The organism is Pseudomonas sp. BN415, assembly GCF_029871195.1.
GTDB lineage: Bacteria > Pseudomonadota > Gammaproteobacteria > Pseudomonadales > Pseudomonadaceae > Metapseudomonas > Metapseudomonas resinovorans.
This window is the reverse complement of the sequence record NZ_SSOK01000067.1, coordinates 110,513-133,471: the sequence shown is the minus strand read 5'-3', so window position 1 is coordinate 133,471 and position 22,959 is coordinate 110,513. Positions and strand designations below refer to the sequence as shown.

The following is a 22,959-nucleotide window of genomic DNA, read 5'->3' as shown; positions in this document are numbered from 1 at the left end:
GCATTCCTCACTCCGCGGCTCAGGTCAGTCCGTTCTGTTTGCGGAAGTAGGGAATCACGTGTTCGCCGATGTTCTTCAGGGTTTCGAGCTGTGCCCATTGGGGCACGGTGCCCATCTGGCAGATGAAGAGGATTTCGTCGGCGCCGGCGTCGATCAGGCGCTGCACGTAGCCGATGCAGTCCTTGACGGTGCCGTAGGCATGGTTGGGGTTCATCATCGCCATGGTCGGGTCGGAGAAGTCCACGGTGACTTCCTCGGAGGCGAAGCGCGACTTGATCACGGCCTGGCCGTTGCCGTCGATGAAGGTGTCGTCCTTCCACTTTTCCGGGTCCGGGCGTTCGCCGCCGGCGTACCAGTAGGCCAGCGATTCCATGAAGTAGCGTTGGCCGCGGATGCCGATGTGGCGGGCCTGCTCGTTGTCGTCGAGGACGATGGCCGGGCAGAGGGCGGCGATGTGGCGGTTGGGGCGGAAGCCGACCTGGTTGTTCGCGTCGCGGTTGTCCCAGGCCTGGTGGTAGACGGCGACCTTCTTGGCGATTTCCTCGGGGCCGCCGAAGCCCAGCACCAGGGCGCCCATGCCGCGGCCGCCGGCGTTCTTCAGCGACTCGGTGTTGGTGCAGGCCAGATACATCGGCGGGTGCGGGTCCTGGTAGGGCTTGGGATGGATCGGGCGCTTGGGGATCTTCACGAAGTCGCCGTTATGCTCGATCTCGTCCTGCACGAACATTTTCGGGATCAGGTACATGGCTTCGTCGATCTGCGGCTGCAGGGTGGCCAGGTCGTAGCCGAAGGTGCCGGCTTCCTGCTGGGTGCCGCCCTTGCCGACGCCGAAGTGCACGCGGCCCTTGGAGAGCAGGTCGAGGGTGGCGATGCGCTCGGCGACCTTCACCGGGTGGTTCATGGCGGGCGGCAGGCAGACCACGCCGTGGCCGATGCCGATGCGTTCGGTCTTGCCGGCGACGAAGGCGAGCATGGTTTCCGGTGCCGACATGTGCGAGTAGTTGGTCAGCGCGGTGTGCTCCACGCACCAGAAGGTGTCGAAGCCGAGCTGGTCGGCGAGCACGGCCTGCTCGACGGTTTCGTCGAAGATGCGACGGTCGCCTTCGCGGCTGCTGTCGATCGTCTGTGCCTCGTAGATCAGGGAGAATTTCATGCGCGTGGCCCTTCTTGTTCTTGATTCGGTCAACCCGGATTGCCGGGTGTTGGGCGCATGGTGTGGGATCGAAAAACCGCCTGAATCCTCCAAACAGACTAATCATCTTGCGCCGCTGCACAGCACGACGCCCGCGCGGGGCGGGCGTCGTGGCGGGGTGGTTTCGCCAGGTCCGTAGGATGGCTAGAGCGGCGCGAAACCCCTCGACAAGGGCTCAGAGGAAGAAGTCGGTGCTGTCCAGCCCCATCCCCACGCCGCCCAGGTTGAGCGCGTACTTGCCTGGGCAGTTGGCCACGTGGGCGCGGCCGGTGTGGATATCGCGGAAGGCGCGGTTGATGCCGTGGTGGCGGAAGATGGTGGAAGCGCCGCTGTTGTACATCAGCGCTTCCACCGCCTGGGCGCACTTGTCCGGGACGATGGCCGAGTCGTAGCGCATCTTCACCCGTTCCGCCATGCTCAACGGCTCGCCGGCCCTGGCGCGCTGGGTCATCAGCGCGAAGTTGCGCAGCAGCACGGTGCGGCATTCGTCCACGGTGACCATGGCCTTGGCCAGGGCGGTCTGCGCGCCGGGGTCCTGGATGATCTTGCGGCCATCGTTGACGCCGACGCGGCCCTTGTTGGCGTCGATGAACAGGTCGATGGCGCCCTGCAGCGCCCCGATGGTGGAGGACGACACGGCGCGCACGAAGATCTGCCCGAATGGCAGGCGGAACAGCGGCGCGGTGTTCACCGCGTTGCCCGGGCTGTTCTGCAGGAAGCCGTCGAGGGCGCGGTGGGTGCGGTACTCCGGCACGAACACGTCGTCCACCAGCACGTCGTGGGAGCCGGTGGCTTCCAGGCCCATCACGTCCCAGTTGTCGAGGATGCTGTAGTCGTGACGCGGCACCAGGAAGGTGCGGTAGTCCGGGGCCTCGCCGTCCTTCTCCGGCGGCACCATGGCGCCGAGGAAGGCCCACTGGCAGTGCTTGCTGCCGGAGGAGAAGCCCCAGCGGCCGCTGAGGCGGAAGCCGCCGTCGACACGGGTGACCTTGCCCACCGGCATGTAGGAGGAGGAGATCAGCACGCTCGAGTCCTGGCCCCAGACCTCCTGCGCGGCGCGGTCGTCGAACAGCGCCAGCTGCCAGTTGTGGATCGCCACCACGCCGAGCACCCAGGCCGAGGACATGCAGCCTTCGGCGAGGGTCATCTGCACCTCGAAGAAGTCAGCGGGCTCCAGCTCATAACCCTCCCAGCGCGCTGGCTGGAGGATGCGGAAGAAGCCCGCCTCCTGGAAATCGCGAATCGTCTCCGCGGGGAGCAGGCCGTGCTTGGCGGCCAGCGGTGCGCGCTCGCGCAGCACCGGCACCAGCTCACGGGCGCGTTGTTTCAGGCGTTGGCGGATCAGGTCGTGGTCGAGCATGTTGTTGTTCTCCGGTTGAAGGCTTTTCCACCTATCGCCGGGCATTCAAGCAACGGGCAAGGGGGCGGGCATCCCTCAAACGGACCATATGTCCGGCAATCCAACTAGTCCCCTCGGACGATGTTGCTCGGCCGGGGCTGGCGAAAAATCGGCAGCACTTGAGCACAACAAGAGGGCAGTGCGATGAGCCAGGCCGATCTGAAAGCCGCGATGCTCCAGGCGATGCGTCGTCTGGCCAAGTCCGTGACCATCATCACCACCAGCAACGGCCAGGAACGCTTCGCGATGTCCGCCACGGCGGTGGATTCGCTGTCCACCGAGCCGCCGTCGTTGCTGATCTGCGTGAACCAGAGTGCGTCGTTGCACGGGGTGCTGGATGCCGGCGCGGACTTCTGCGTGAACATCCTCGGGCTGGAGCAGGAGGAGCTGTCGCACCTGTGCAGCGGCCCGGTGAAGGGCGAGGCGCGCTTCCAGCGGGGCGACTGGCGCAGCAGCGAAGGCGGCATTCCCTACCTGGGCGACGCCCAGTCGGCGATTCTGTGCCAGCAGGACGGCAAGTTCAGCTACGGCACCCACACCATCTTCATCGGCCGGATTGTGGCGATCCACAACAGCGTGGAGATCAGCCCGCTGGTCTACCTCGACGGCACCTACACCACCACCGCGCCGACTCTGGCCGCTGCTTGCTGAGGGCGTGATCGACGTCAGCGAGCGGCGTATCGACAGCTGAGGTTCCCGGACTGACAGCCGGGAGCTGCTGCCCGACTGGGCGGGTTTGAGCGAAATTGTCTGTGCCTTCTGACCCGGCTTCGGCCGGGTTTTTTCGTTGCACGCCCCCAACCGCTATTGGTCCGATTCCCCGCTCACGCCAGGGACGCGACGCTGTTGAGCAGGGTCTTCACCAGTTGCGCCTGGCGGGTTGCACCGGTCTTGGCGAAGACACCGCGCAGGTGGGCGCGTACGGTGTTGCGCGAGACGCCCAGGCGCTCGGCGCTCTCGTCCAGGGTCAGTCCGTCCATCATCAGCAGCGCCACCTCGGTTTCCGTGCGGGTCAGCTGGAACAGGCTGCGCAACAAGCGTCGCGAGGCCTGGGGCGAGTCGCCGGGATTGCGGATGAACACCGCGACAGCTGGTCGCCGGGTGTTGCCCTGGCCCTCGTAATTGAGCGCGATGGGGCGCAGCAGCACATTCAGCGGCACGTCCCCGGTGGGGCGTGCCAGGGTGAGCACTTCAATGCAGTCGGCTCGGCCGAGTTGATGCTGCTGGAGCACTGCCAGTATGGCCTTCTGCAGGTTGCGATTGTCCTTGCCGGCGAAGGCCAGCAGTTTCTCCTGTCGGCATTCGAGGCCGTCGTGGGTGGCGAACAGCCGCTGTGCCGCCTGGTTGCTGCGCATCACCTTGCCTGTTTCGTCGAGAATCACCGTGCCCACGAGCAGGCGGTCGATGGTGGCTGCATAAAGGAGTCGCTCCGAATCCAGCTCGTCGACTGTCGAATGCAGGTCGACGGCCTGCTGCAGGTGGGGGCGAAGCAGGCGGATCAGGGCAATTTCGTCGGTGTCGAAGTCCTTGCCGCCATGCCCGCGACAGGCGAACAGGGCGCAGTCCATGCCGGCAGCGGTGCGCATGTTAGCCACCAGGACATAGCGCAGGTCCAGCGGCTTCAGGTAGTTGCGGTAGAAGTCGTGGGCCTGCCAGGTGTCGCTGCCCATGACTTCGTCAGCACTGGCAACCTGATCGGCCGGCCAGTGGAGGAAGGGGCAGATTGCATAGTAGTGCTCGCTATAGGACGGCTCGCCCGGCAGGTGTGGGCCGTGGATCGAGGCGTTGACGATCAGCCCCGGTCGCTCGTGGGCTGGGTTGCGCAGGACCAGGGTGAGGAAACTGGCGTCCAGGCGCAGGCGCAGCGCTTCGAGCAGGCCGGCCCAGGGCGTGGGCTCCAGCGGGCCACGATAGGTCAGCGCCAGCAGTTCGCTCAGTTCGCGGGAGCCGATTCCCGCCAGGTCGTCGGCGTGTTCGAGGATGTGCATCCGCGCCTCGCTTGTTGTGATTGTCGGGCTGGATGGGGCGAGTATTGGCCGGACGTGCTGTGGATAAATCGTCCGTTCGGCCTAGGCTCCGGGACCGTCGGCCCGCTCCCGGAATGACATCCGGGGATGGGGCCGACGGCTGCCGGAGTTGCCGGTCAGCGTGCCAGCAGGTACGCGACGATGCGCTCGGCGGCTTCTTCTGCCGATTCGCGGCGGGTGTCGATGTGGAGGTCCGGTGCCAGCGGCGGTTCATAGGGTGAGTCGATGCCGGTGAAGTTCTTCAGTTCTCCACGCCGGGCCTTCTGATAAAGGCCCTTGGGGTCGCGTCGTTCGGCCAGTTCCAGCGGCGTGTCGATGAAGATCTCCAGGAACGCGTTTTCCCCGGCCCGGCTGCGGGCCAGTTCCCGTTCCGCGCGGAATGGCGAGATGAAGGACACCAGGGTGATCAGTCCGGCATCCAGCATCAGCCGCGCCACCTCGGCCACCCGGCGAATGTTTTCCACCCGGTCGGCCTCGCTGAAGCCCAGGTCGCGATTCAGCCCATGACGCACATTGTCGCCGTCGAGCAGGTAGGTGTGTCGGCCCAGGGCGTGGAGCCTGCGCTCCACCAGATTGGCGATGGTCGACTTGCCGGCCCCGGACAGCCCGGTGAACCAGAGGATGCGAGGTGTCTGGCCCTTGAGTTCGGCCCGCGCCCGCGCGTCGATGTCGATGGCCTGCCAGTGCACGTTCTTCGCCCGGCGCAGGGCGAAGTGCAGCATGCCGGCGCCCACGGTCTGGTTGGTCAACCGGTCGATGACGATGAAACCGCCGGTATCGCGGTTGCTCGTGTAGGGATCGAAGGCGATCGGTTGGTCCAGCCCGAGGTTACACACACCGATCTCGTTCAGCTCCAGGGTCCTGGTCGCCAATTGCTCCAGGCTGTTGATGTCGACCTTGTGCCTGAGGTTGGCGCAGCTCATGCCCAGCGTGCGGCAACCGATCTTCATCAGGTAGGGGCGACCGGGCAGTAGCGGTTCCTCAGCCATCCAGACCAGGGTGGCCTCGAACTGGTCGGCCACCTCCGCCGCTGCGTCGGCGCGGGTAATCAGGTCGCCGCGACTGATGTCGATCTCGTCTTCCAGGGTCAGGGTCACGGCCTGGCCACAGACCGCTTCCGGCTGCGGACCCGCCAGGCCGAAGATGCCGCTTACCCGGCTCTGCTTGCCCGAGGGCAGCACGCGGATGCGTTCGCCGACGCGGATGCTGCCGGCGGCCACGTTGCCGGCATAGCCGCGAAAGTCGAGATTCGGCCGGTTCACCCATTGCACCGGCAGGCGGAAGGGCAAGTGGTTGGCACGGTCGTGATCCAGGGGAACGCTTTCCAGATGCTGCAGCAGGCTGGGGCCCTGGTACCAGGGCATGTCAGCGCTGCGCTCGAGCAGATTGTCGCCCTTGAGCGCCGAGAGTGGGATGCACTGGATATCGGTCAGGCCGAGCTTTTCTGCGAAGGTGCGGTAGTCGGCTTCGATGCGTCGGAAGACTGCTTCCGAATAATCCATCAGGTCCATCTTGTTCACTGCCACCAGCACCTTTCGGATACCCAGCAGGGACACGAGGAAGCTGTGCCGGCGCGTTTGCGGCAGCAGGCCCTGGCGAGCGTCGATGAGGATCACTGCCAGGTCGGCGGTGGAGGCGCCGGTGACCATGTTGCGGGTGTACTGCTCGTGGCCGGGGGTGTCGGCGACGATGAACTTGCGCTTGTCGGTGGCGAAGAATCGGTAGGCGACGTCGATGGTGATGCCCTGTTCGCGCTCGGCGGCCAGGCCGTCCACCAGCAGGGCGAAGTCCAGGTCACCGCCCTGGGTGCCGAGCTTCTTCGAGTCCGCTTCCAGTTGGCCGAGCTGGTCTTCGAAGAGCACCTTGGTCTCGTAGAGCAGGCGCCCGATCAGGGTGCTCTTGCCGTCGTCGACGCTGCCGCAGGTGATGAAGCGCAGCAGGTCCTTGCGCTGTTGCTGCTGCAGGTACTGGTCCAGGTTGGGTATGGCGCTCATCAGAAGTAACCCTCTTGCTTCTTTTTCTCCATGGAACCGGCCGAATCGGAGTCGATCAGCCGGCCCTGACGTTCGGAGGTTCGGCTCACCAGCATTTCCTGGATGATTGCCGGAAGGCTGTCGGCCTCGCTGTCGATGGCGCCGGTCAGAGGATAGCAACCCAGGGTGCGGAAACGCACTTTGCGCAGTTCGGGCCTTTCGCCGGGGCGCAGCGGAAGACGCTCGTCGTCCACCATGATCAGGGTGCCGTCGCGTTGCACCACTGGCCGCTCGCGGGCGAAGTACAGCGGTACGATGGGGATCTGCTCGAGGTAGATGTATTGCCAGATGTCCAACTCGGTCCAGTTCGACAGCGGGAACACCCGCAGGCTCTCGCCCTTGCGCTTGCGCGTGTTGTACAGGCGCCAGAGCTCCGGGCGTTGCTGCTTGGGGTCCCAGCGGTGCTGCTCGGAACGGACTGAGAACACCCGTTCCTTGGCGCGCGACTTCTCTTCGTCGCGCCGCGCACCGCCGAACGCCGCGTCGAATCCGTGGAGGTCCAGCGCCTGCTTCAGGCCCTGGGTTTTCCAGATGTCGGTGTGCAGGGCCGAGCCATGGGCGAACGGGTTGATGCCGCGCTCGACGCCCTCCGGATTGACGTGCACCAGCAGCTCCAGGCCCAGGCGTTGGGCGGTCAGGTCGCGGAAGGCGATCATCTCGCGGAACTTCCAGGTGGTGTCCACGTGGAGCAGGGGAAAGGGCGGCTTGCCCGGAGCGAAAGCTTTCATCGCCAGGTGCAGCATCACCGCGCTGTCCTTGCCGATGGAGTAGAGCATTACCGGGTTTTCACACTCGGCGACCACTTCGCGGATGATCTGGACGCTTTCCGCTTCCAGCCGTTCTAGGTGAGTGAGCATTGCTTGCCTCCGTTGGATGGAGCCGGCGTCGCATGGTGCGGGCCGGCTTTTTTCCACGGTAGGGAATGCGTTGCTGCGGGTTCTTCGTCCAACCGGACAAGGTTTCAGCGGTTGGCGGCGAACAAGGCTTCGGCCCGTGCCTTCACCGCCAGTGCGACGGCATCGAAGCCCTGCTTGACCCAGGGGCCGTGCAGCGCCATCACCTGATCGGCAGTGGGGCCGAGGAACAGGTCGGTGGTGTGGTAGCGGCAGCTGTCCGCTCCGGTGGCTTCGATGATCTGCTCGCGGCGCGCGGCGTCCGGATTGTCGGCGCTGGCGTGCATCTCCCAGGCCAGCAGGCGGGGCGGCTCGAAGCTGGCCAGTTGCTCGACCACGTGCACCCGCTCGCCCGGGCGGGCCGGGTCGGGGAGGTACAGGTTCACCGGCTCGCCCAGGCGCAGGCTGGACTCCACCTTCACGGTGAAGGGGTTCCATTCGGGGTAGCGCGCCAGGTCCACCAACACCGACCAGACCAGTTCGGCAGGGGCGGCGATGTCCACGGTCAGTGACCGCACCAGGTTTTTCTCTTCAGGCATCGGGGATTCCTCGAGTCACAGGCGGTGCCGCAGTGCGCGGCGCCGGTGCGGCTGATGCTCCCAGCGTACCGGTCCGGACTCCTCGTCCGGGCGGACTAGGTAGCGGTCCAACCGGCGGACGTCTGACCGCTTCCCGTCGAACGGCGAGCTGATTCTTAGTCCGCCCAGACGAAGAATTGGCCGCGCCGCTCTCCCTAAGGTTTGTGCAGCGGCGGGATTTCCGCCGGCCCCGAGGAGACCGAAATGGCGACAGATGAAATCGAACAGCAGGTGCTGACCGGGCAGGTCTGGAACGACTTCTGCGACAGGCTCAGACACGCGGGTGAACAGATACTGAGGGACGAGGCGCCCGCCGACGCGCAGGCCCGCGCCGAGGGTTTCCGCTACCTCACCCGCTTGCTGCGCATCGCCCTGGAAATGCACCTGGAGTTCGCCGACCCGGACTTCCCCGGCTTCTTCTCGCCGTCCCACGAGACGGCCAAGATCGGCGCCGACAACCCGGACAATCTTTACCAGTACGCGCGCCTCAACGGCCAACAGGCGTACCGCGTCAGCGGCCGGCGAGGCAGCGTGGCGTACCTCAGTTTCGGTACTCAGAAGGGCGGCTACGAAAGCGACGGCAAAATGATCCAGACCGGTTTCATCGATGCCAGCCAGCTGCAGTTGGAGGCCGATGGCAGCTTCGAGCTCATCCTCAGCCAGGAACGCCCGGCCAGCGGCAACTGGTTGCGTCTGGAAGCGCAGAGCAATGCGCTGATCGTGCGCCAGACCTTCCTTGACCGTACCCGTGAGCAGCCCGCGCAGTTGCACATCGAGCGCCTGGACCTCCGCCAGCAACCGGAGCCCCTGAGTGCCGAGCGTCTGCACCAGAGCCTGGGGCGCGCGGCGAGTTTCGTCGAGAACACTGCACGGCTCTTTGCCGATTGGGCACAGGGTTACCAGGCGCGGCCCAACCAGTTGCCGCTGGCGGACCAGGCCCTGTGCCAGGCCGTGGGCGGTGATCCGAACATTATCTACTACCACGGCTACTGGGCCCTGGCAGACGACGAGGCGCTGCTGATCGAGGTCGAGCAGGTGCCCGTGTGCAACTTCTGGAATCTGCAGATCAACAACTACTGGATGGAGTCGCTGGACTACCGCTACCACCGCATCTGCCTGAACAAGCACTCGGCGCGCCTGGACGGCGAAGGGGGCGTGCGCCTGGTGCTCAGCCATCGCGACCCCGGTTTGCCGAACTGGCTGGAAACCGCCGGGCATGCCCAGGGCACCTATTGCCTGCGCTGGGTAGGCGCCGAGCGTCCGGTCCATCCCACTACCCGCGTGATCAAGCTCGACCACCTCAAGGAGCTGCAATGAGCGAACCGATGATTGCGACCGACCCCTTCGCACCGTACAGCCTGTTGGCCGAAGCCAGCGCCCGCGCCGGCGGCCTCGACGACTTCGGTCCCGGTGACTTCCGCGAGGCGCTCCGGGTCCTGCAGCGTGCCTTGCACGACGAAGCGCGCCTCTCCGCGCAAGGCCGAGCCCTGCTCAGGGAGAAGCTGGTAGCGCAGTTGGTCAACCGCCTGGTGATCGAGGACCACTGCAGGCGTTTTCCGGAAATTCTCCAGCAACCGATCGACAATCCGCTGGTGATCGTCGGCCTGCCGCGCACCGGTACCACCCTGTTGCAGCGTCTGCTGGCGGTGGACCCGCAATTCAGCAAGGCGCAGTGGTGGGAAACCCGATACCCCGCGCCCCTACCCGGGGAATTGCTGGAACAGCCTGCCGAGCGGATCAGCAGGGCGAGGGCGGAGGTTTGCGCGATGGTTGAGTTCGTGCCGCAGATCCTCGCCATCCACCCGCTGGACGCCGAACAGCCGGACGAGGAGTTCATGCTCATGGAGCATTCCTTCCTGTGTGCCATGGACTCCTACGTCAATGTGCCGGCCTACACGGCCTGGCTCGATCGCCAGGACCAGACCCAGGTGTACGCCTACCTGAAGAAGATGCTGCAGTTCCTGCAATGGCAGCAGGCGCGTCGCGGCATCGCGCCTGGGCGTCGCTGGCTGCTGAAAAGCCCACAGCACCTGCACACCCTCGAACTGCTGTTCAAGGTCTTCCCCCGCGCTCAGGTGGTCCTCACCCATCGCGAACCGGGCAAGACCATCCCCTCGCTGGCCAGCTTCATCTACACGCTCTGGCAGATCTACAGCGACCAGGCCGATCCGGCGCAGGTCGGCGAACAGTGGAACGGCCGCATGGCCCGTGCCCTGCGGCACAGCCTGGAGGTCCGCGATGGGCTGCCGGACGAGGCTTTTCTGGACGTTCACTTCGAGGACACGGTGAGCGATCCGCTGGCGGTGGTGGCGCGCATCTACCATTTCGCCGGGCTGGAACTGGCGCCCGGGGTCCGCGCGGCCATGGCGGATTGGCTGGTGGACAACGGCCGCGACAAGCGCGCCATGCACCAGTACGACGCGGCTGCCTTCGGCCTCGACGAGGCTCGCCTGCTGCGCGACTACGCCCAGTACCGTGCCCGCTACCTGGCGGGCTGATGCATCCCGAACGACAACAAGAACAAGAGGACAGGAACATGTTGCTGAACGACAAGGTGGTGATGATTTCCGGCATCGGCCCCGGCATGGGGATCAAGCTGGCGCTGGAGGCGGCCCGGGCAGGGGCTCGTGCGGTGGCCATCTGCGCCCGCAACGAGGCGCGTCTGCGCCAGGCCGAGGCGAGCATCCAGGCGCTGGGCACTGACTGCCAGGTGCTGTGGAAATCCACCGATGTGAGTGATGCAGCGGCATGCCGGGCCTTCGTCGAAGCCACGGCGGAGCGCTTCGGGCGCATCGATGCGCTGATCAACAGCGCCTACGCCCACGGTGGTTTCGACACGCTGGAAAGCTGCAGCGACGCCAATCTGCAGGAGGCGCTGGACGTCAATTTGTTCGGCTCGCTAAACCTGACGCGCGCGGTGCTGCCACGGATGAAGGCCCAGGGCGTCGGTGCCATCGTCATGGTCAGCACCCTGGGCGTGCACCAGCCCTATGCCGGTGGCGGTGCCTACGCGATCTCCAAGGGCAGCCTGGCGGTGGCGGTGCGATACCTGGCCAATGAGCTGGCCGGGCACGGCCTGCGGGTCAACGGCCTGGCCTGTGGCTGGATGTGGGGCGAGCCGGTGCAGGCGCATGTGCGTGATGCCGCTGCCGCGCGGGGTGTCAGTGAGGAGCAGGTGCGTGCCGAGTTCAGTGCGGGTATTCCCGGTGGGCGTATGCCGAGCGACGAGGAATGCGCCCGTGCGGCGTTGTTCCTGGCATCCGATTACGCCAGCGCCATCAACGGCGCACAACTGGACGCCAACGGCGGTGAATTGATGCGCTGAGCGCGGGGAGACGAACATGCTCGATCACTGTGCATTCAATGGCGATGCCGACGGCCTCTGCGCCCTGCAGCAACTGCGCCTGGGCGGGGAGCTGGCGGGGGACGTGCGACTGGTCAGCGGGGTGAAATGCGACATCGACCTGCTGCGGCGGCAGCGGCCAGCCTGGAGGCGGATGCCTTCTGCCGCGGCAGGCGCTGGAAAGCTTTTCCAGGCGACTACTCGACAGGTATCCACACGCCGCCTCATAGGTTGGCGATGGTTCGCAAGGTGGCGTGCCCTGCACGGAATTGGGTATGGCGCTGCGCGATCCGGCAGCCATTGCACCGGCTCTGGTCCTGACCCGGACGGGTCTCTCTCCGGCGGGCATTGGCGTGCAAATCAGCGCAGGCTCACATGCCGGCTGATCAAGGCGCGCAGCGCGGCCGGCTTGACCGGCTTGGCCAGGTAGTCCAGGCCAGCGGCGTGGATTTCGGCCACCAGTTCGGCGCGGCCGTCGGCACTGATCACCACGCCGGGTAGTGGCTCGCCGAGGCGGGTACGCAGCCAGGCCATGAGCTCGGTACCGGTTTCTCCTTCGTCCAGGTGGTAGTCCACCAGTGCCAGCTGCGGGCGCACGTCCTCGGACAGCAGGTGTTCGCATTCCAGGCGGTTGCGTGCAGTCCAGACCTGGCAGCCCCAGCGTGACAACAGGCTGTGCATGCCGGTGAGGATGCTGTCTTCGTTGTCGATGCACAGCACCTGGGTGCCGTTGAGGGCCTGGCCATTGGCTTCTGCCTGCTTCTGCACCGCCGGCGAGGGCTGCTGGACGCGGGCCAGCGGCACGGTGACGCTGAACACGCTGCCCTTGCCGGGCCAGGATCGCACTTCCAGGGTGTGGCCGAGCACGCGGCACAGTCCGTCAGCAATGGCCAGGCCAAGCCCGAGGCCTTTCTCGGCGCGGGTCTGGTGGCTGTCGAGGCGCTTGAACTCCTCGAATATCACCTTGCGCTTGTCTTCCGGGATACCCGGGCCGCGGTCCCAGACCTCCAGCCGCAGGCTGTCGCCGTCGCGCCGCGCCCCCAGCAGCACACGCCCCCTGGCGTAGCGGAAGGCGTTGGTGAGGAAGTTCTGCAGCACCCGGCGCAGCAGCTTCATGTCGCTTTCCACCCGCAGCTTGCTGCCGCGCAGGCGGAAGTCCATGCCCTGTTCCTGCGCCTGCGCCTTGAATTCGGCGCCGAGGGTGTCGAACAGCGAGGCCAGCGGGAAGGCCGTGCGGTCGGGGGTGACGCGGCCGCTTTCCAGGCGTGAGATGTCGAGCAGGTCGGTGATCAGGTCTTCGGCCGATCGCAGCGAGCTGTCGAGGTGGTTGACCAGCTCGCGGGCTTCACGGGGCAGGGCGTCCTGTTGGTGGCCGAGGGCGGCGGAGAACAGGCGCGCGGCGTTCAGCGGCTGCATCAGGTCGTGGCTGACGGCGGCGAGGAAGCGCGTCTTGGACTGGTTGGCCGACTCTGCCGTGCCCTTGGCCTCGATCAGCGCCTGGTTGAGCTGGGAGAGTTCCAGGGTCCGCTCGGTGACCCGCTGTTCCAGGCCTTCGTTGGCATCCTTGAGGGCCTGTGCAGCCTGGCGGTAGGCGGTGATGTCGGTGAAGCTCATGACGAAGCCGCCGCCAGGCATGGGATTGCCGATCAGTTCGATGACCCGGCCGTTCGGGAACAGGCGCTCGGAGGTGTGCGGCGTGCCCTGGCGCATCCAGAACAGACGGCGGGCGACATGGGATTCCACCTCGCCCGGCCCACACAGTCCACGCTCGGCGTTGTAGCGGATGATGTCGGCGATCGGCCGGCCGACGCTGATCAGGCCTTCTGGATAGTCGAACAGCTCTAGGTAGCGGCGGTTCCAGGCCACCAGGCGCAAGGACTGGTCCACCACGCTGATGCCCTGGGTGATGTTCTCGATAGCGCCTTGCAGCAGGGCGCGGTTGAACTGCAGCACCTCGGAGGCTTCGTCGGCGATGCGTACCACGTCCTCCACCTGCATCTCGCGGCCTTCGATGGCCGCCTTCACCACCGCCCGCGCCGAGGAGGCGCCCAGCACGCCGGCGAGCAGGCGCTCGGTGTGGGTGATCCAGTCCTGGTTGGCGTTCTGCGCGGGGTTGAAGCTGATGCCCAGGCGATAGGCGAAGCGGATAAAGCTCTGCCGCGCGCGTTCTTCGCCGACGAAGCGCGAAGCCAGCATCAGCAAGTCGTCGACCTGCACCGCCAGCAGGGTGCGCGAGGCAGCGCGTGCGGAGACTTGTTGGCCGACGAAGCGGCTGGCCTGCCAGTGTTCGGAGACGCGGGTACGGGAGAACACGGACACCCAGGCGAAGAGGAGCCAGTTGCCGGCCAGTGACAGCACCACGCCCTGGGTCAGGGGTTCGATGGGTAGATCCAGTGGATTGGCCATCAGCCAGGCGAGGCCGGGGAAGTTCTCCAGCGGCCAGCCCAGGCCACGGGCAATCACCGGCAGCACCAAGGTGTAGGCCCAGAGAGCGGCGCCGGCGGCGAGGCCGGCGAACACGCCGCGGCGGTTGGCCTGCTTCCAGAACAGTGCGCCGATCATCGCCGGGCCAAGCTGGGCGATGGAGGCGAAGGCGATCTGGCCGATGGTCGCCAGGCTGGCAGTGGAGCCCAGCAGGCGGTAGCTGACGTAGCCCAGCAGGATGATCACGACGATGCTGACCCGGCGTACCGAAAGCATCCAGTGGCGGAACACCTCGAAGGGCCGTTCGGCGTTCTGCCGGCGCAGCAGCCAGGGCAGCAGCATGTCGTTGGAGACCATGGTCGAGAGCGCCACGGCTTCGACGATCACCATGCCGGTGGCGGCCGAGGCACCGCCGATGAAGGCCAGCAGGGCCAGGGCCGGATGGGCCTCGGCGAGCGGCAGGCTGATGACGAAGGAGTCCGGGATCACGCCACTGGGCAGCAGCATCTGCCCGGCCAGGGCGATGGGCACCACGAACAGCGCAGCCAGGGCCAGGTAGATGGGGAAGACCCAGCGCGCCTGGCGCAGGTCGCGCGGTTCGATGTTTTCGACCACGGTGACGTGGAACTGCCGGGGCAGGCAGATGATCGCCAGCATGGCGACGCCGGTCTGCACCAGCAGCGAGGACCAGTCCATGGATTGCGACCAGTAGTGCTCCAGTTGTGGGGCACTGCGGGCGCGGGTGAACAGGTCGCCGAAGCCGTCGAACAGGCCGAAAGTGACGTAGGCGCCCACCGCGAGGAAGGCCAGCAGCTTGACCAGGGACTCGAAGGCGATCGCCAGCACCATGCCGCGGTGGTGCTCGGTGGCGTCGAGGTTGCGGGTGCCGAAGAGGATGGTGAACAGCGCCAGGACCAGCGACACGATCAGCGCTGTGTCCTGGGCGCGGGTGCCGGAGGATTCGGCGCCTGAACCGATCAGCAGGTTCACCCCGAGGACGATGCCCTTGAGCTGCAGGGCGATGTAGGGCAGCACGCTGACCAGGCAGATCAGCGCCACCACCACCGCCAGGGCCTGGGATTTACCGTAGCGCGCGGCGATGAAGTCGGCGATGGAGGTGATGTTCTCCTGTTTGCTGATGAGCACCATCTTCTGCACCACCCAGGGCGCCACCAGCAGGAGCAGGATGGGGCCGAGGTAGATGGGCAGGAAGTTCCAGACTTGTCCGGCGGCCTGGCCGACGGCGCCGAAGAACGTCCAACTGGTGCAGTAGACGGCCAGGGACAGGCTGTAGACCCAGGCGCGCATGCGCGGTGACAGTGGCGCGCTGCGGCGGTCGCCATAGAACGCGATGGCGAAGAGGACGGCCATGTAGAGAAAGGCGACCGTGGCGATCAGCCCGCTGGACAGCGACATTGCAACTCCGGAGGGTACGGTGGCGGTGAGAACCCGCCGTAATTCGATTTCCAGCAGTTTCGCACCAAAGCCGGCAATTCGTCAGGCCGCTGCGACCAAGGTCGCAGGCGCTCTTGAGCCCCCGTCCGGGGGCTGCTAGCGTGCTCTATTGCCCGCGTTGTTTCGATTGTCTCGCGCGGGCCCCTGCATGGCACTTCCGCTTGGCGTGACGTTCTCATCCGGCAGGGTTCTTTCGCCTGAGGAGGCGCAGATGTTCAATCCACAACCGGTCACCCTGCAGCGCGGCGCCCTGCGCCTCGATCCGCTGACGGAGGCCGATGTCCCGGCGCTGGTGACCCTGGCCGACGCCAACCGCGAAGCCCTCGTCTATATGAATGGTCCACTCCGTCCGGACTGGTATCGCCAGGGTTTGGCCGCCCAACGGGAAGGGCGGGCCGTGGTTTTCGCCATCCGCCTGGGCGACAACCTGGTGGGCACCACCCGCTTCGCCGACTTCATGCCCAATCTGCCGGCCGCCGAGATCGGTTGGACCTGGCTCGCTGCTGGCGAGCACGGCAAGGGGCTGAACGCGTCGATCAAGTACCTGATGCTGCGCCACGCGTTCGAGGAGTGGCGGCTGGTGCGGGTGCAACTGAAGACCGCTGCCAGCAATCTTCGCTCGCAGGGTGCCATTGAGAAACTCGGAGCCCAGCGCGAGGGGGTTCTGCGCAATCATCGCCGCCTGGCGGACGGCCGTCTCGACGACAGCGTGCTCTATAGCATCACCGACCACGATTGGCCGGAGGTGAAGCAACGACTGGAGGCGCTGTTCAGCGCATAGGCCATGGGCGAGCAGCGGGAAGACGCGCATTTCTGGCAGGCGGGCCATCTGGATGGCCTGGAGCTGCTGTCCGCGCGATACATCGACCATCGCTTCGCTCCCCATGTGCATGACGGCTATGTAATCGCCGTGGTCGAGGCGGGCGCCGAGCGCTACCGCTACCGTGGCGCCGACCACCTGGCCGGTGCCGGGAGCCTGGCGTTGATCAATCCGGATGAGGTGCACACCGGATCCAAGGGGCACGACGAGGGTTGGCGCTATCGGGTTTTCTACCCTGATATTGCCCTGGTCCGCAGCGCGCTGGACGAGCTCGAGCTGCCGCTGGCGGGAATGCCGGCCTTTATCGGCAGCGTGCACCAGGACCCTGACCTGGTGCGGATGTTCACTCACCTGCATCAACTGCTGGAAAGCGATGCCAGCGCCCTGCAGCAACAGACCTCCTGGCGCGAGGCCCTGCTGGCGCTGTTCCGTCGTCATGCCAGGTTGCCGGAACCTGCTACACCCGGACGCGAGCCCCAGGCCGTGCTGCGGGCCAAGAACCTGCTGCGCGAGCGCTTGGCCGAGCCGCCCTCCCTGGAGGAGCTGGCCGCCGAGGTCCGGCTCTCGCCCTTCCATTTCACTCGAACCTTCCGCCGCGCCACTGGCATGCCGCCGCATGCCTGGCTCAAACAGCAGCGCCTGGACCACGCCCGTGCCTTGCTGAAGGCGGGCTGTGCGCCGGCTGGCGTTGCGGCGCAACTGGGCTTCTCCGACCAAAGCCACCTGACCCGCCAGTTCAAGCAGGCTTATGGTGTAGGCCCCGGCGAATATCGCAACGCCTGCGCAAGATCGTTCAAGACCCATTGATGGCCTGACGCTAATCTCCCGGGACAAGGAGGCCCCATGTCCCGTACCACTGAGTTCATCCACGGCACCCGAGACATCGTCCCGATGATCGTTGGCGCCATTCCGTTCGGCATCATCTTCGGCACCCTCGCCGCTGGCGCCGGCCTGTCCGCCTGGCAGACGCTGGGCATGTCGCTGCTGGTGTTCGCCGGTTCGTCCCAATTCATCGCGATTACCCTGCTCGGCGGCGGCGCCGGGGCGGCGGTGGTGCTGTTGACGACCTTCGTGGTCAACCTGCGTCACGCCCTCTACAGCGCCACCCTGCAGCCCTTCGTGCGCCACCTGCCAGCCCGCTGGCGGATGCCGCTGGCCTTCTGGCTGACGGACGAAGCCTTTGCCGTGGTCCAGCACCGCTATGCGGAGCAGGACGCGTCGCCGCACAAGCACTGGTACTTCCTGGGTGCGGCCCTGGCCATGTACCTGAACTGGCAACTCTGCACCCTGATAGGCGTGCTCTTTGGCCAGGCAGTGCCCAACCTCGCGGCATGGGGGCTGGACTTCGCCATGCTCGCCACCTTCATCGGCATCGTCGTGCCCATGCTGCGCAACAAGCCCCAGGTGGCTGCCGCGCTGGTAGCGGGCGTGGTGGCGCTGGCCTGCCAGGGCCTGCCCTACAAGCTGGGCCTGATGGCTGCCGCCCTCAGTGGCATCGCCGTGGGTGTGGTGCTGGAGCATCGCTATCGACTCGATCTGATGGGGGAGGGCATTTCATGCAAACCTGGAGCCTGATCCTTGGCATGGCGGCGATCACTTTCGCCATCCGCTACAGCCTGTTCGCCTGGCCAAACCTGAGCTTCCCGCCGCTGGTGCGCCAAGGCCTGCACTACGTGCCGACCGCCGTGCTCACCGCCATCGTGGTGCCGGGCATGCTGATGCCCGACGGCCAGCACTTCCACTTGGCACTGGACAACGCCTACCTGCTGGCGGGCCTGGGGGCGATTTTGATCGCCGCGTTGAGTCGCCACCTGCTGGCGACCATCCTCGGTGGCCTGGTGCTGTTCTTCCTGCTGCGCTGGGCGCTGGGGCAACTGCCGATCTAAGCGGTCGCTCCGGTTTCGTGCGCTGGCTTTCGCGGAAATGGTGCAAACATCTTTCTGGTGAATGTGGCTTTCGGCCAGTGTCTTGCTGTCCAATCAGCGACGTGTGCCTTGAGCGCACGAGGCTATTCCACTGCCAACCACCAGGTACCAAGGAAGATGAGCCAACACTCGCAATTCGCCCTGCTGGGCACACGGCGGTTCCTGCCGTTCTTCGTGACCCAGCTGCTCGGCGCCTTCAATGACAATATCTTCAAGCAGTCGCTGATCCTCGCGATCCTCTACAAACTCGCCATTTCCGGCGACAAGAGCGTTTTCACCAATCTTTGCGCGCTGCTGTTTATCCTGCCGTTCTTCCTCTTCTCTGCCCTCGGTGGCCAGTTCGGCGAGAAGTTCGCCAAGGATGCGCTGATTCGCGCCATCAAACTGGCCGAGGTGGCCATCATGGCGGTGGGCGCCCTGGGGTTTTTCTTCGACAGCTTGCCGCTGCTGTTCCTGGCGCTGTTCGCCATGGGCACCCATTCGGCGCTGTTCGGCCCGGTGAAGTATTCGATCCTGCCGCAGGTGCTGCGGGAGGATGAGCTGGTGGGGGGCAACGCCCTGGTGGAAATGGGCACTTTCCTGGCCATCCTCGCCGGCACTATCAGCGCCGGCCTCATGATGTCTGCCGAGCGTTACGAGCCGATCGTCGCCTGCGCCATCGTTCTCACAGCGAGCCTGGGATACCTGGCCAGCCGCGGTATTCCCCGGGCGGCGGCGGCCCTGCCGGAACTGGCGCTTGATTGGAACATTTTCCGCCAGTCCTGGCAGATCATGCGCCTGGGTCTTGGTCAGCGACCGTCGGTATCGCGCTCGCTGGTGGGCAACTCCTGGTTCTGGTTCCTCGGTGCCGTTTACCTGACGCAGATTCCGGCCTATTCAAAAGAGTTGCTGCACGGTGACGAGAGCGTCGTGACCCTGATCCTCACCGTGTTCTCGGTGGGCATTGCGCTGGGCTCGATGCTCTGTGAGCGGCTTTCGGGCGGAAAGGTGGAAATCGGTCTGGTGCCTTTCGGCTCCATCGGCCTGACCCTGTTCGGCTTGCTGCTCTGGTGGCATTCCGGCGAGTTCCCGCAGGGCGCCGTCGCCCATGACTGGCTGGCGCTGCTGGGCCACGGCCAGGCCTGGCTGATCCTCGCCGACATCCTCGGCATCGGCCTGTTCGGAGGTTTCTACATCGTGCCGCTATATGCGCTGATCCAGTCGCGTACGGCGGAGAACGAGCGGGCACGTGTGATTGCCGCGAACAACATCCTCAATGCGCTGTTCATGGTGGTCTCGGCCATTGCCTCGATCCTTTTCCTCAGCGTCGCCGGGCTGTCGATCCCGGAGCTGTTCCTGGTGGTGTCGCTGATGAACATCGCGGTGAATAGCTACATCTTCAAGATCGTGCCGGAGTTCACCATGCGCTTCCTGGTCTGGCTCGTCGGCCATTCCATGTACCGCGTGGAGCACAAGGGCCTGGAGGCGATCCCGGAGGAAGGTCCGGCAGTGCTGGTGTGCAATCACGTGTCCTTCGTCGATGCCCTGCTGATCGGCGGGGCGGTGAGGCGGCCGGTGCGCTTTGTCATGTATTACAAGATCTACCAGCTGCCGGTGCTGAATTTCGTCTTCCGTACCGCTGGCACCGTGCCCATCGCTGCGCGGCATGAAGACCTGCTGGTCTATGACGCAGCCTTCAAGCGCATCGCCGAGTACCTGCGCAACGGCGAGGTGGTGTGCATCTTCCCCGAAGGCAAACTGACCTCCGACGGTGAGTTGAATGAGTTCAAGAGCGGCATAGAGCGCATTCTGGAAGAGAACCCGGTGCCGGTGATTCCCATGGCGTTGCAGGGGCTTTGGGGCAGCTTCTTCAGCCGCGACCCAGCCAAGGGTTTGTTCCGGCGTTTCTGGTCACGCATTCGCCTGGTGGCGGGTGCCCCGTTGTCACCGGAGCGGGTCGACCGCCAGACCCTGCAGCTGCAGGTGGCCGAGCTCCGAGGTGATGCACGGTGAATGAAAAAGCCGCGCATTGCGCGGCTTTCTTAGTTCGGGCGTCAGTGGCTGAGCTTGAGACCGATCAAGCCACAAACGATCAGCGCGACGCTGAGTAGACGCACCAGCGCCATGGACTCGCCGAACAGGATGACACCGGCGATCACGGTGCCAACCGCGCCGACGCCGGTCCAGATGGCGTAGGCCGTGCCCAGGGGCAGTTCTTTCATGGCCAGGCCGAGAAGGCCCAGGCTGACGAGCATGGCGGCAACAGTGAGGGCTGTGGGAAGAGGCTTGCTGAAACCGTCGGTGTACTTAAGGCCGACGGCCCAACCCACCTCGAACAGGCCGGCGAAGAAGAGAATGATCCAGGACATGTGACCTCCAGAAAGACGACAGATTGAGCTGGGGCCGTCCCCGGTGAGCACTCGCAGAGTGGTAAGGTCGTCCTTACGCTGCGCAATATTTTGCACATCCTGGCCGACCGGACAAGTCTGGTCGGCGAAGTGGATCGGGAATTACTGCTGATCGGCCCGGGAGCCGTCGTCCATGCGCCGATAGATCGCGGCAAGCAGGGAGCCTGAGAGGTTGTGCCAGACACTGAACAGTGCGCTGGGGACCGCAGCCAGGGGCGAGAAGTGTGCGCTGGCCAGGGCAGCGCCAAGGCCGGAGTTCTGCATGCCGACTTCGATGGAAAGCGTCTTGCGCTGGGCCAGCGGCAGTCCGAATACACGCCCGGCCAGGTAACCCAGGGTCAGTCCGAGGCCGTTGTGCAGGACCACCACGGCCATGATCAGCAAGCCGGATTCGGCGATCTTCGCCTGGCTGGCGGCCACGACTGCGGCAACGATGGCGACGATGCTGACCACCGATACCAGTGGCAGCACATCGACCGCAACGCGCACACGCTCGCCAAGCAGGCGCTGGGCTACCAGGCCGAGGGCGATGGGCAGCAGTACAACCTGTAGGATGGACATGAACAGGGCACTGAACTGCACCGGCAACCAGGCAGAGGCCAGCAGCCAGATCAGGGCGGGCGTCACCAGGGGGGCGAGGAGGGTGGTCACTGCAGTGATCGCCACCGACAGCGCAACGTCCCCGCGGGAGAACCAGGTCATCACGTTGGAGGCGGTACCGCCCGGGCAGCAACCCACGAGGATGACTCCGACGGCAATTTCCGGCGGCAACTGCAGCAGTTTGCAGAGTAGCCAGGCCAGGCCCGGCATGATGATGAACTGGGCGACCACGCCGATTATCACGCGCATCGGTCGCCGCGCCACTTCGCGGAAGTCTTCAGTCTTCAGAGTCAGGCCCATGCCAAACATGATTAGCCCGAGCAAGGGGACGATCCACGAGGTCAACGGCAGGAACGAGGCCGGCAGGTAGAAGGCCAGCACGGCGAACAGCAGAATCCACAGAGCAAATGTGTTGCCGACGAAGCGGCTTAGGGCAGCGAGGACGCGCATGGTCATTCCTTGGCCTTATCGTGAAAGCGCCGGCTCGGGGCCGGCGCTCGGGAGGGTCAGACGCCCTGCGGAATCTCTTCGCCGCCCAGGGCTTCGAAGAGCTGAGGGATGAATTCCACCAGGGTCAGCATCATCAGGGTGAAGCTTGCGTCGAGCTGGCTGAGCGCATCGTCGCCGCCGTCCTGTTCGGCCTTCTCCTGCAGCAGGTCTTCGAAGCGCAGGCGCTTGATCACCAGTTTGTCGTCGAGGATAAAGGACAGCTTGTCCTGCCAGGCCAGGGACAGCTGGGTGACCAGCTTGCCGGAGGTCAAGTGCAGCTGGATCTCGTCGCTGGTGAGGTCCTGGCGCTTGCAGCGCACCACACCGCCTTCTTCGTCGGTGTCGCGCAGTTCGCACTCGTCCAGTACGTAGAAATCGCTGGCGGCTTCCTGGGTCTTGACCCAGGTGGTGAGCGTGGCGGTGGGGGCGATCTTCACCGAGGCCGGACGCACGGGCAGCGAGCCGATGGCTTCACGCAGGGTGGATAGCAGGTCTTCGGCGCGCTTCGGGCTGGAGGCGTCGACCAGGATCAGGCCCTGGGCCGGGGCGATGGCGGCAAAGGTGGCCGATTTGCGGATGAAGGCACGCGGCAGGAATGTCTGGACGATCTCATCTTTCAGCTGGTCGCGTTCCTTCTTGTAGACCTTGCGCATCTGCTCGGTCTCGATCTGGTCAACCTTTTCTTTCAGCGCATCGCGTACCACGCTGCCGGGGAGAATGCGCTCTTCCTTGCGCGCAGCCACCAGGAGGAAGCCTTCGCTGACATGAACCAGCGGCGCATCCGCGCCTTTGCCGAAGGGCGCCACGAATCCGTAGGTGGTCAGCTCCTGGCTGGCACATGGCCGGGCCGGCTTGGTAGCCAGCGCGGCTTCCAGCGCCTCGGCATCAATGTTCAGATCCTGGGTGAGGCGATAGACAAGCAGGTTGCGAAACCACATAAGGGAAAACCTCTGGACACAAAGGGCGCATTATTCTCATCGGGAGGCGTTGGGCTCAACCCTGAGCTAAGCCTTTGGAAGGCCTGAGAATTTTTTTTCAAAAGGGACTTGCCAGGGTCCAGATACCTCTCTAGAATGCGCCCCACTTCGAGAGTGAAGGGTGATTAGCTCAGCCGGGAGAGCATCTGCCTTACAAGCAGAGGGTCGGCGGTTCGATCCCGTCATCACCCACCATCTCGCAGTTACGCGCAGCGGTAGTTCAGTCGGTTAGAATACCGGCCTGTCACGCCGGGGGTCGCGGGTTCGAGTCCCGTCCGCTGCGCCATATTTAAAGCCCTCAGGTGACGCCTGGGGGCTTTTCATTTAGTGTGCGGCCCCTTGTGGGACGCATCCGGGTGATTAGCTCAGCCGGGAGAGCATCTGCCTTACAAGCAGAGGGTCGGCGGTTCGATCCCG

19 protein-coding genes and 2 tRNA genes are annotated in these 22,959 nt (G+C 65.3%); 11 read left to right on the top strand and 10 right to left on the bottom strand.

The annotated features are described in order from the left end of the window. Window positions 1-19: 19 nt before the first annotated feature. Together E8F20_RS25895 and E8F20_RS25890 are read right to left on the bottom strand one after the other, a co-directional pair. Window positions 20-1,153, bottom strand: coding sequence for an LLM class flavin-dependent oxidoreductase (locus E8F20_RS25895; RefSeq protein ID WP_280282216.1), 1,134 nt, complete (start codon window positions 1,151-1,153; stop codon window positions 20-22). 214 nt (window positions 1,154-1,367) lie between these two features. Next, window positions 1,368-2,552, bottom strand: coding sequence for a flavin-dependent monooxygenase (locus E8F20_RS25890; protein ID WP_280282215.1), 1,185 nt, complete (start codon window positions 2,550-2,552; stop codon window positions 1,368-1,370). Window positions 2,553-2,735: 183 nt separating this feature from the next. Between E8F20_RS25890 and E8F20_RS25885 the strand changes: the two genes are divergently transcribed. Further along, complete coding sequence (locus E8F20_RS25885; protein ID WP_280282214.1) at window positions 2,736-3,242, top strand: flavin reductase family protein; 507 nt, start codon at window positions 2,736-2,738, stop codon at window positions 3,240-3,242. 173 nt (window positions 3,243-3,415) lie between these two features. On the opposite strand, the gene E8F20_RS25880 is transcribed toward E8F20_RS25885, so the two are convergent. The 4 genes from E8F20_RS25880 to E8F20_RS25865 all read right to left on the bottom strand — a co-directional run bounded on the left by E8F20_RS25880 (window position 3,416) and on the right by E8F20_RS25865 (window position 8,083). Beyond that, on the bottom strand, window positions 3,416-4,579 hold the full coding sequence (locus tag E8F20_RS25880) for a helix-turn-helix transcriptional regulator (protein ID WP_280286293.1): 1,164 nt from the start codon (window positions 4,577-4,579) through the stop codon (window positions 3,416-3,418). 155 nt (window positions 4,580-4,734) lie between these two features. Next, window positions 4,735-6,612, bottom strand: coding sequence for a sulfate adenylyltransferase subunit CysN (cysN, locus tag E8F20_RS25875; protein WP_280286292.1), 1,878 nt, complete (start codon window positions 6,610-6,612; stop codon window positions 4,735-4,737). Continuing rightward, window positions 6,612-7,565, bottom strand: coding sequence for a sulfate adenylyltransferase subunit CysD (gene cysD / locus E8F20_RS25870; protein ID WP_280286291.1), 954 nt, complete (start codon window positions 7,563-7,565; stop codon window positions 6,612-6,614). The genes cysN and cysD overlap by 1 nt, the downstream gene beginning before the upstream one ends. Before the next feature lie 47 nt (window positions 7,566-7,612). Then, entirely contained in the window at window positions 7,613-8,083 is a 471-nt protein-coding gene (locus E8F20_RS25865; RefSeq protein WP_028628244.1) for an SRPBCC domain-containing protein, read from the bottom strand. Window positions 8,084-8,326: 243 nt separating this feature from the next. On the opposite strand from E8F20_RS25865, the gene E8F20_RS25860 reads away from it, so the two are divergent. The 3 genes from E8F20_RS25860 to E8F20_RS25850 are packed head-to-tail and all read left to right on the top strand — an operon-like array spanning window position 8,327 to window position 11,447. After that, window positions 8,327-9,439: a DUF1214 domain-containing protein gene (locus tag E8F20_RS25860; protein ID WP_280286290.1), complete on the top strand. Its 1,113-nt coding sequence runs from the start codon at window positions 8,327-8,329 to the stop codon at window positions 9,437-9,439. After that, complete coding sequence (locus E8F20_RS25855; protein WP_280286289.1) at window positions 9,436-10,620, top strand: sulfotransferase; 1,185 nt, start codon at window positions 9,436-9,438, stop codon at window positions 10,618-10,620. The genes E8F20_RS25860 and E8F20_RS25855 overlap by 4 nt, the downstream gene beginning before the upstream one ends. Window positions 10,621-10,658: 38 nt before the next feature. Further along, window positions 10,659-11,447, top strand: a complete 789-nt coding sequence (locus E8F20_RS25850) for an SDR family oxidoreductase (RefSeq protein ID WP_280286288.1) — start codon at window positions 10,659-10,661, stop codon at window positions 11,445-11,447. A gap of 378 nt (window positions 11,448-11,825) precedes the next feature. Here the strand turns inward: E8F20_RS25850 and E8F20_RS25845 are convergent, their stop codons facing one another. Continuing rightward, window positions 11,826-15,305: a NahK/ErcS family hybrid sensor histidine kinase/response regulator gene (locus tag E8F20_RS25845; protein ID WP_280286287.1), complete on the bottom strand. Its 3,480-nt coding sequence runs from the start codon at window positions 15,303-15,305 to the stop codon at window positions 11,826-11,828. Window positions 15,306-15,555: 250 nt separating this feature from the next. On the opposite strand from E8F20_RS25845, the gene E8F20_RS25840 reads away from it, so the two are divergent. The 5 genes from E8F20_RS25840 (at window position 15,556) to E8F20_RS25820 (ending at window position 20,081) form a co-directional block, all read left to right on the top strand. Further along, complete coding sequence (locus E8F20_RS25840; RefSeq protein ID WP_280286286.1) at window positions 15,556-16,125, top strand: GNAT family protein; 570 nt, start codon at window positions 15,556-15,558, stop codon at window positions 16,123-16,125. Window positions 16,126-16,128: 3 nt separating this feature from the next. After that, on the top strand, window positions 16,129-16,971 hold the full coding sequence (locus tag E8F20_RS25835; RefSeq protein ID WP_280286285.1) for an AraC family transcriptional regulator: 843 nt from the start codon (window positions 16,129-16,131) through the stop codon (window positions 16,969-16,971). 36 nt (window positions 16,972-17,007) lie between these two features. Further along, window positions 17,008-17,739: an AzlC family ABC transporter permease gene (locus E8F20_RS25830; protein ID WP_280286284.1), complete on the top strand. Its 732-nt coding sequence runs from the start codon at window positions 17,008-17,010 to the stop codon at window positions 17,737-17,739. Next, a complete protein-coding gene (locus tag E8F20_RS25825) occupies window positions 17,721-18,050 on the top strand; it encodes an AzlD domain-containing protein (protein ID WP_028628235.1) in 330 nt (109 codons plus the stop codon). Before E8F20_RS25830 ends, E8F20_RS25825 begins: the two co-directional genes overlap by 19 nt. 156 nt (window positions 18,051-18,206) lie before the next feature. Next, the gene (locus E8F20_RS25820) at window positions 18,207-20,081 is read left to right on the top strand and encodes an MFS transporter (protein WP_280286283.1); all 1,875 of its coding nucleotides are present in this window, start codon (window positions 18,207-18,209) and stop codon (window positions 20,079-20,081) included. A gap of 41 nt (window positions 20,082-20,122) precedes the next feature. On the opposite strand, the gene sugE is transcribed toward E8F20_RS25820, so the two are convergent. The 3 genes from sugE to rdgC form a co-directional block, all read right to left on the bottom strand. Beyond that, a complete protein-coding gene (sugE, locus tag E8F20_RS25815; RefSeq protein WP_028628233.1) occupies window positions 20,123-20,437 on the bottom strand; it encodes a quaternary ammonium compound efflux SMR transporter SugE in 315 nt (104 codons plus the stop codon). A gap of 141 nt (window positions 20,438-20,578) precedes the next feature. After that, entirely contained in the window at window positions 20,579-21,526 is a 948-nt protein-coding gene (locus E8F20_RS25810; RefSeq protein WP_280286282.1) for a bile acid:sodium symporter family protein, read from the bottom strand. A gap of 56 nt (window positions 21,527-21,582) precedes the next feature. Beyond that, window positions 21,583-22,503 (bottom strand): recombination-associated protein RdgC, encoded by a 921-nt coding sequence (gene rdgC / locus E8F20_RS25805; RefSeq protein WP_028628231.1) that lies wholly within the window; start codon window positions 22,501-22,503, stop codon window positions 21,583-21,585. Between the two features lie 158 nt (window positions 22,504-22,661). Here rdgC and E8F20_RS25800 point away from each other — a divergent pair. Further along, window positions 22,662-22,737: transfer RNA gene (locus tag E8F20_RS25800), tRNA-Val, on the top strand. 14 nt (window positions 22,738-22,751) lie between these two features. Further along, window positions 22,752-22,828, top strand: a tRNA-Asp gene (locus E8F20_RS25795). Window positions 22,829-22,959 lie beyond the last annotated feature (131 nt).

Excerpts from the sequence above, each read along its gene's own strand:
- E8F20_RS25895 (WP_280282216.1), bottom strand. The coding sequence starts at position 1,153 with ATGAAATTCTCCCTGATCTACGAGGCACAGACGATCGACAGCAGCCGC.
- E8F20_RS25890 (WP_280282215.1), bottom strand. The coding sequence starts at position 2,552 with ATGCTCGACCACGACCTGATCCGCCAACGCCTGAAACAACGCGCCCGT.
- E8F20_RS25885 (WP_280282214.1), top strand. The coding sequence starts at position 2,736 with ATGAGCCAGGCCGATCTGAAAGCCGCGATGCTCCAGGCGATGCGTCGT.
- E8F20_RS25880 (WP_280286293.1), bottom strand. The coding sequence starts at position 4,579 with ATGCACATCCTCGAACACGCCGACGACCTGGCGGGAATCGGCTCCCGC.
- cysN (WP_280286292.1), bottom strand. The coding sequence starts at position 6,612 with ATGAGCGCCATACCCAACCTGGACCAGTACCTGCAGCAGCAACAGCGC.
- E8F20_RS25865 (WP_028628244.1), bottom strand. The coding sequence starts at position 8,083 with ATGCCTGAAGAGAAAAACCTGGTGCGGTCACTGACCGTGGACATCGCC.
- E8F20_RS25860 (WP_280286290.1), top strand. The coding sequence starts at position 8,327 with ATGGCGACAGATGAAATCGAACAGCAGGTGCTGACCGGGCAGGTCTGG.
- E8F20_RS25855 (WP_280286289.1), top strand. The coding sequence starts at position 9,436 with ATGAGCGAACCGATGATTGCGACCGACCCCTTCGCACCGTACAGCCTG.
- E8F20_RS25850 (WP_280286288.1), top strand. The coding sequence starts at position 10,659 with ATGTTGCTGAACGACAAGGTGGTGATGATTTCCGGCATCGGCCCCGGC.
- E8F20_RS25845 (WP_280286287.1), bottom strand. The coding sequence starts at position 15,305 with ATGTCGCTGTCCAGCGGGCTGATCGCCACGGTCGCCTTTCTCTACATG.
- E8F20_RS25840 (WP_280286286.1), top strand. The coding sequence starts at position 15,556 with ATGTTCAATCCACAACCGGTCACCCTGCAGCGCGGCGCCCTGCGCCTC.
- E8F20_RS25835 (WP_280286285.1), top strand. The coding sequence starts at position 16,129 with ATGGGCGAGCAGCGGGAAGACGCGCATTTCTGGCAGGCGGGCCATCTG.
- E8F20_RS25830 (WP_280286284.1), top strand. The coding sequence starts at position 17,008 with ATGTCCCGTACCACTGAGTTCATCCACGGCACCCGAGACATCGTCCCG.
- E8F20_RS25825 (WP_028628235.1), top strand. The coding sequence starts at position 17,721 with ATGCAAACCTGGAGCCTGATCCTTGGCATGGCGGCGATCACTTTCGCC.
- E8F20_RS25820 (WP_280286283.1), top strand. The coding sequence starts at position 18,207 with ATGAGCCAACACTCGCAATTCGCCCTGCTGGGCACACGGCGGTTCCTG.
- sugE (WP_028628233.1), bottom strand. The coding sequence starts at position 20,437 with ATGTCCTGGATCATTCTCTTCTTCGCCGGCCTGTTCGAGGTGGGTTGG.
- E8F20_RS25810 (WP_280286282.1), bottom strand. The coding sequence starts at position 21,526 with ATGCGCGTCCTCGCTGCCCTAAGCCGCTTCGTCGGCAACACATTTGCT.
- rdgC (WP_028628231.1), bottom strand. The coding sequence starts at position 22,503 with ATGTGGTTTCGCAACCTGCTTGTCTATCGCCTCACCCAGGATCTGAAC.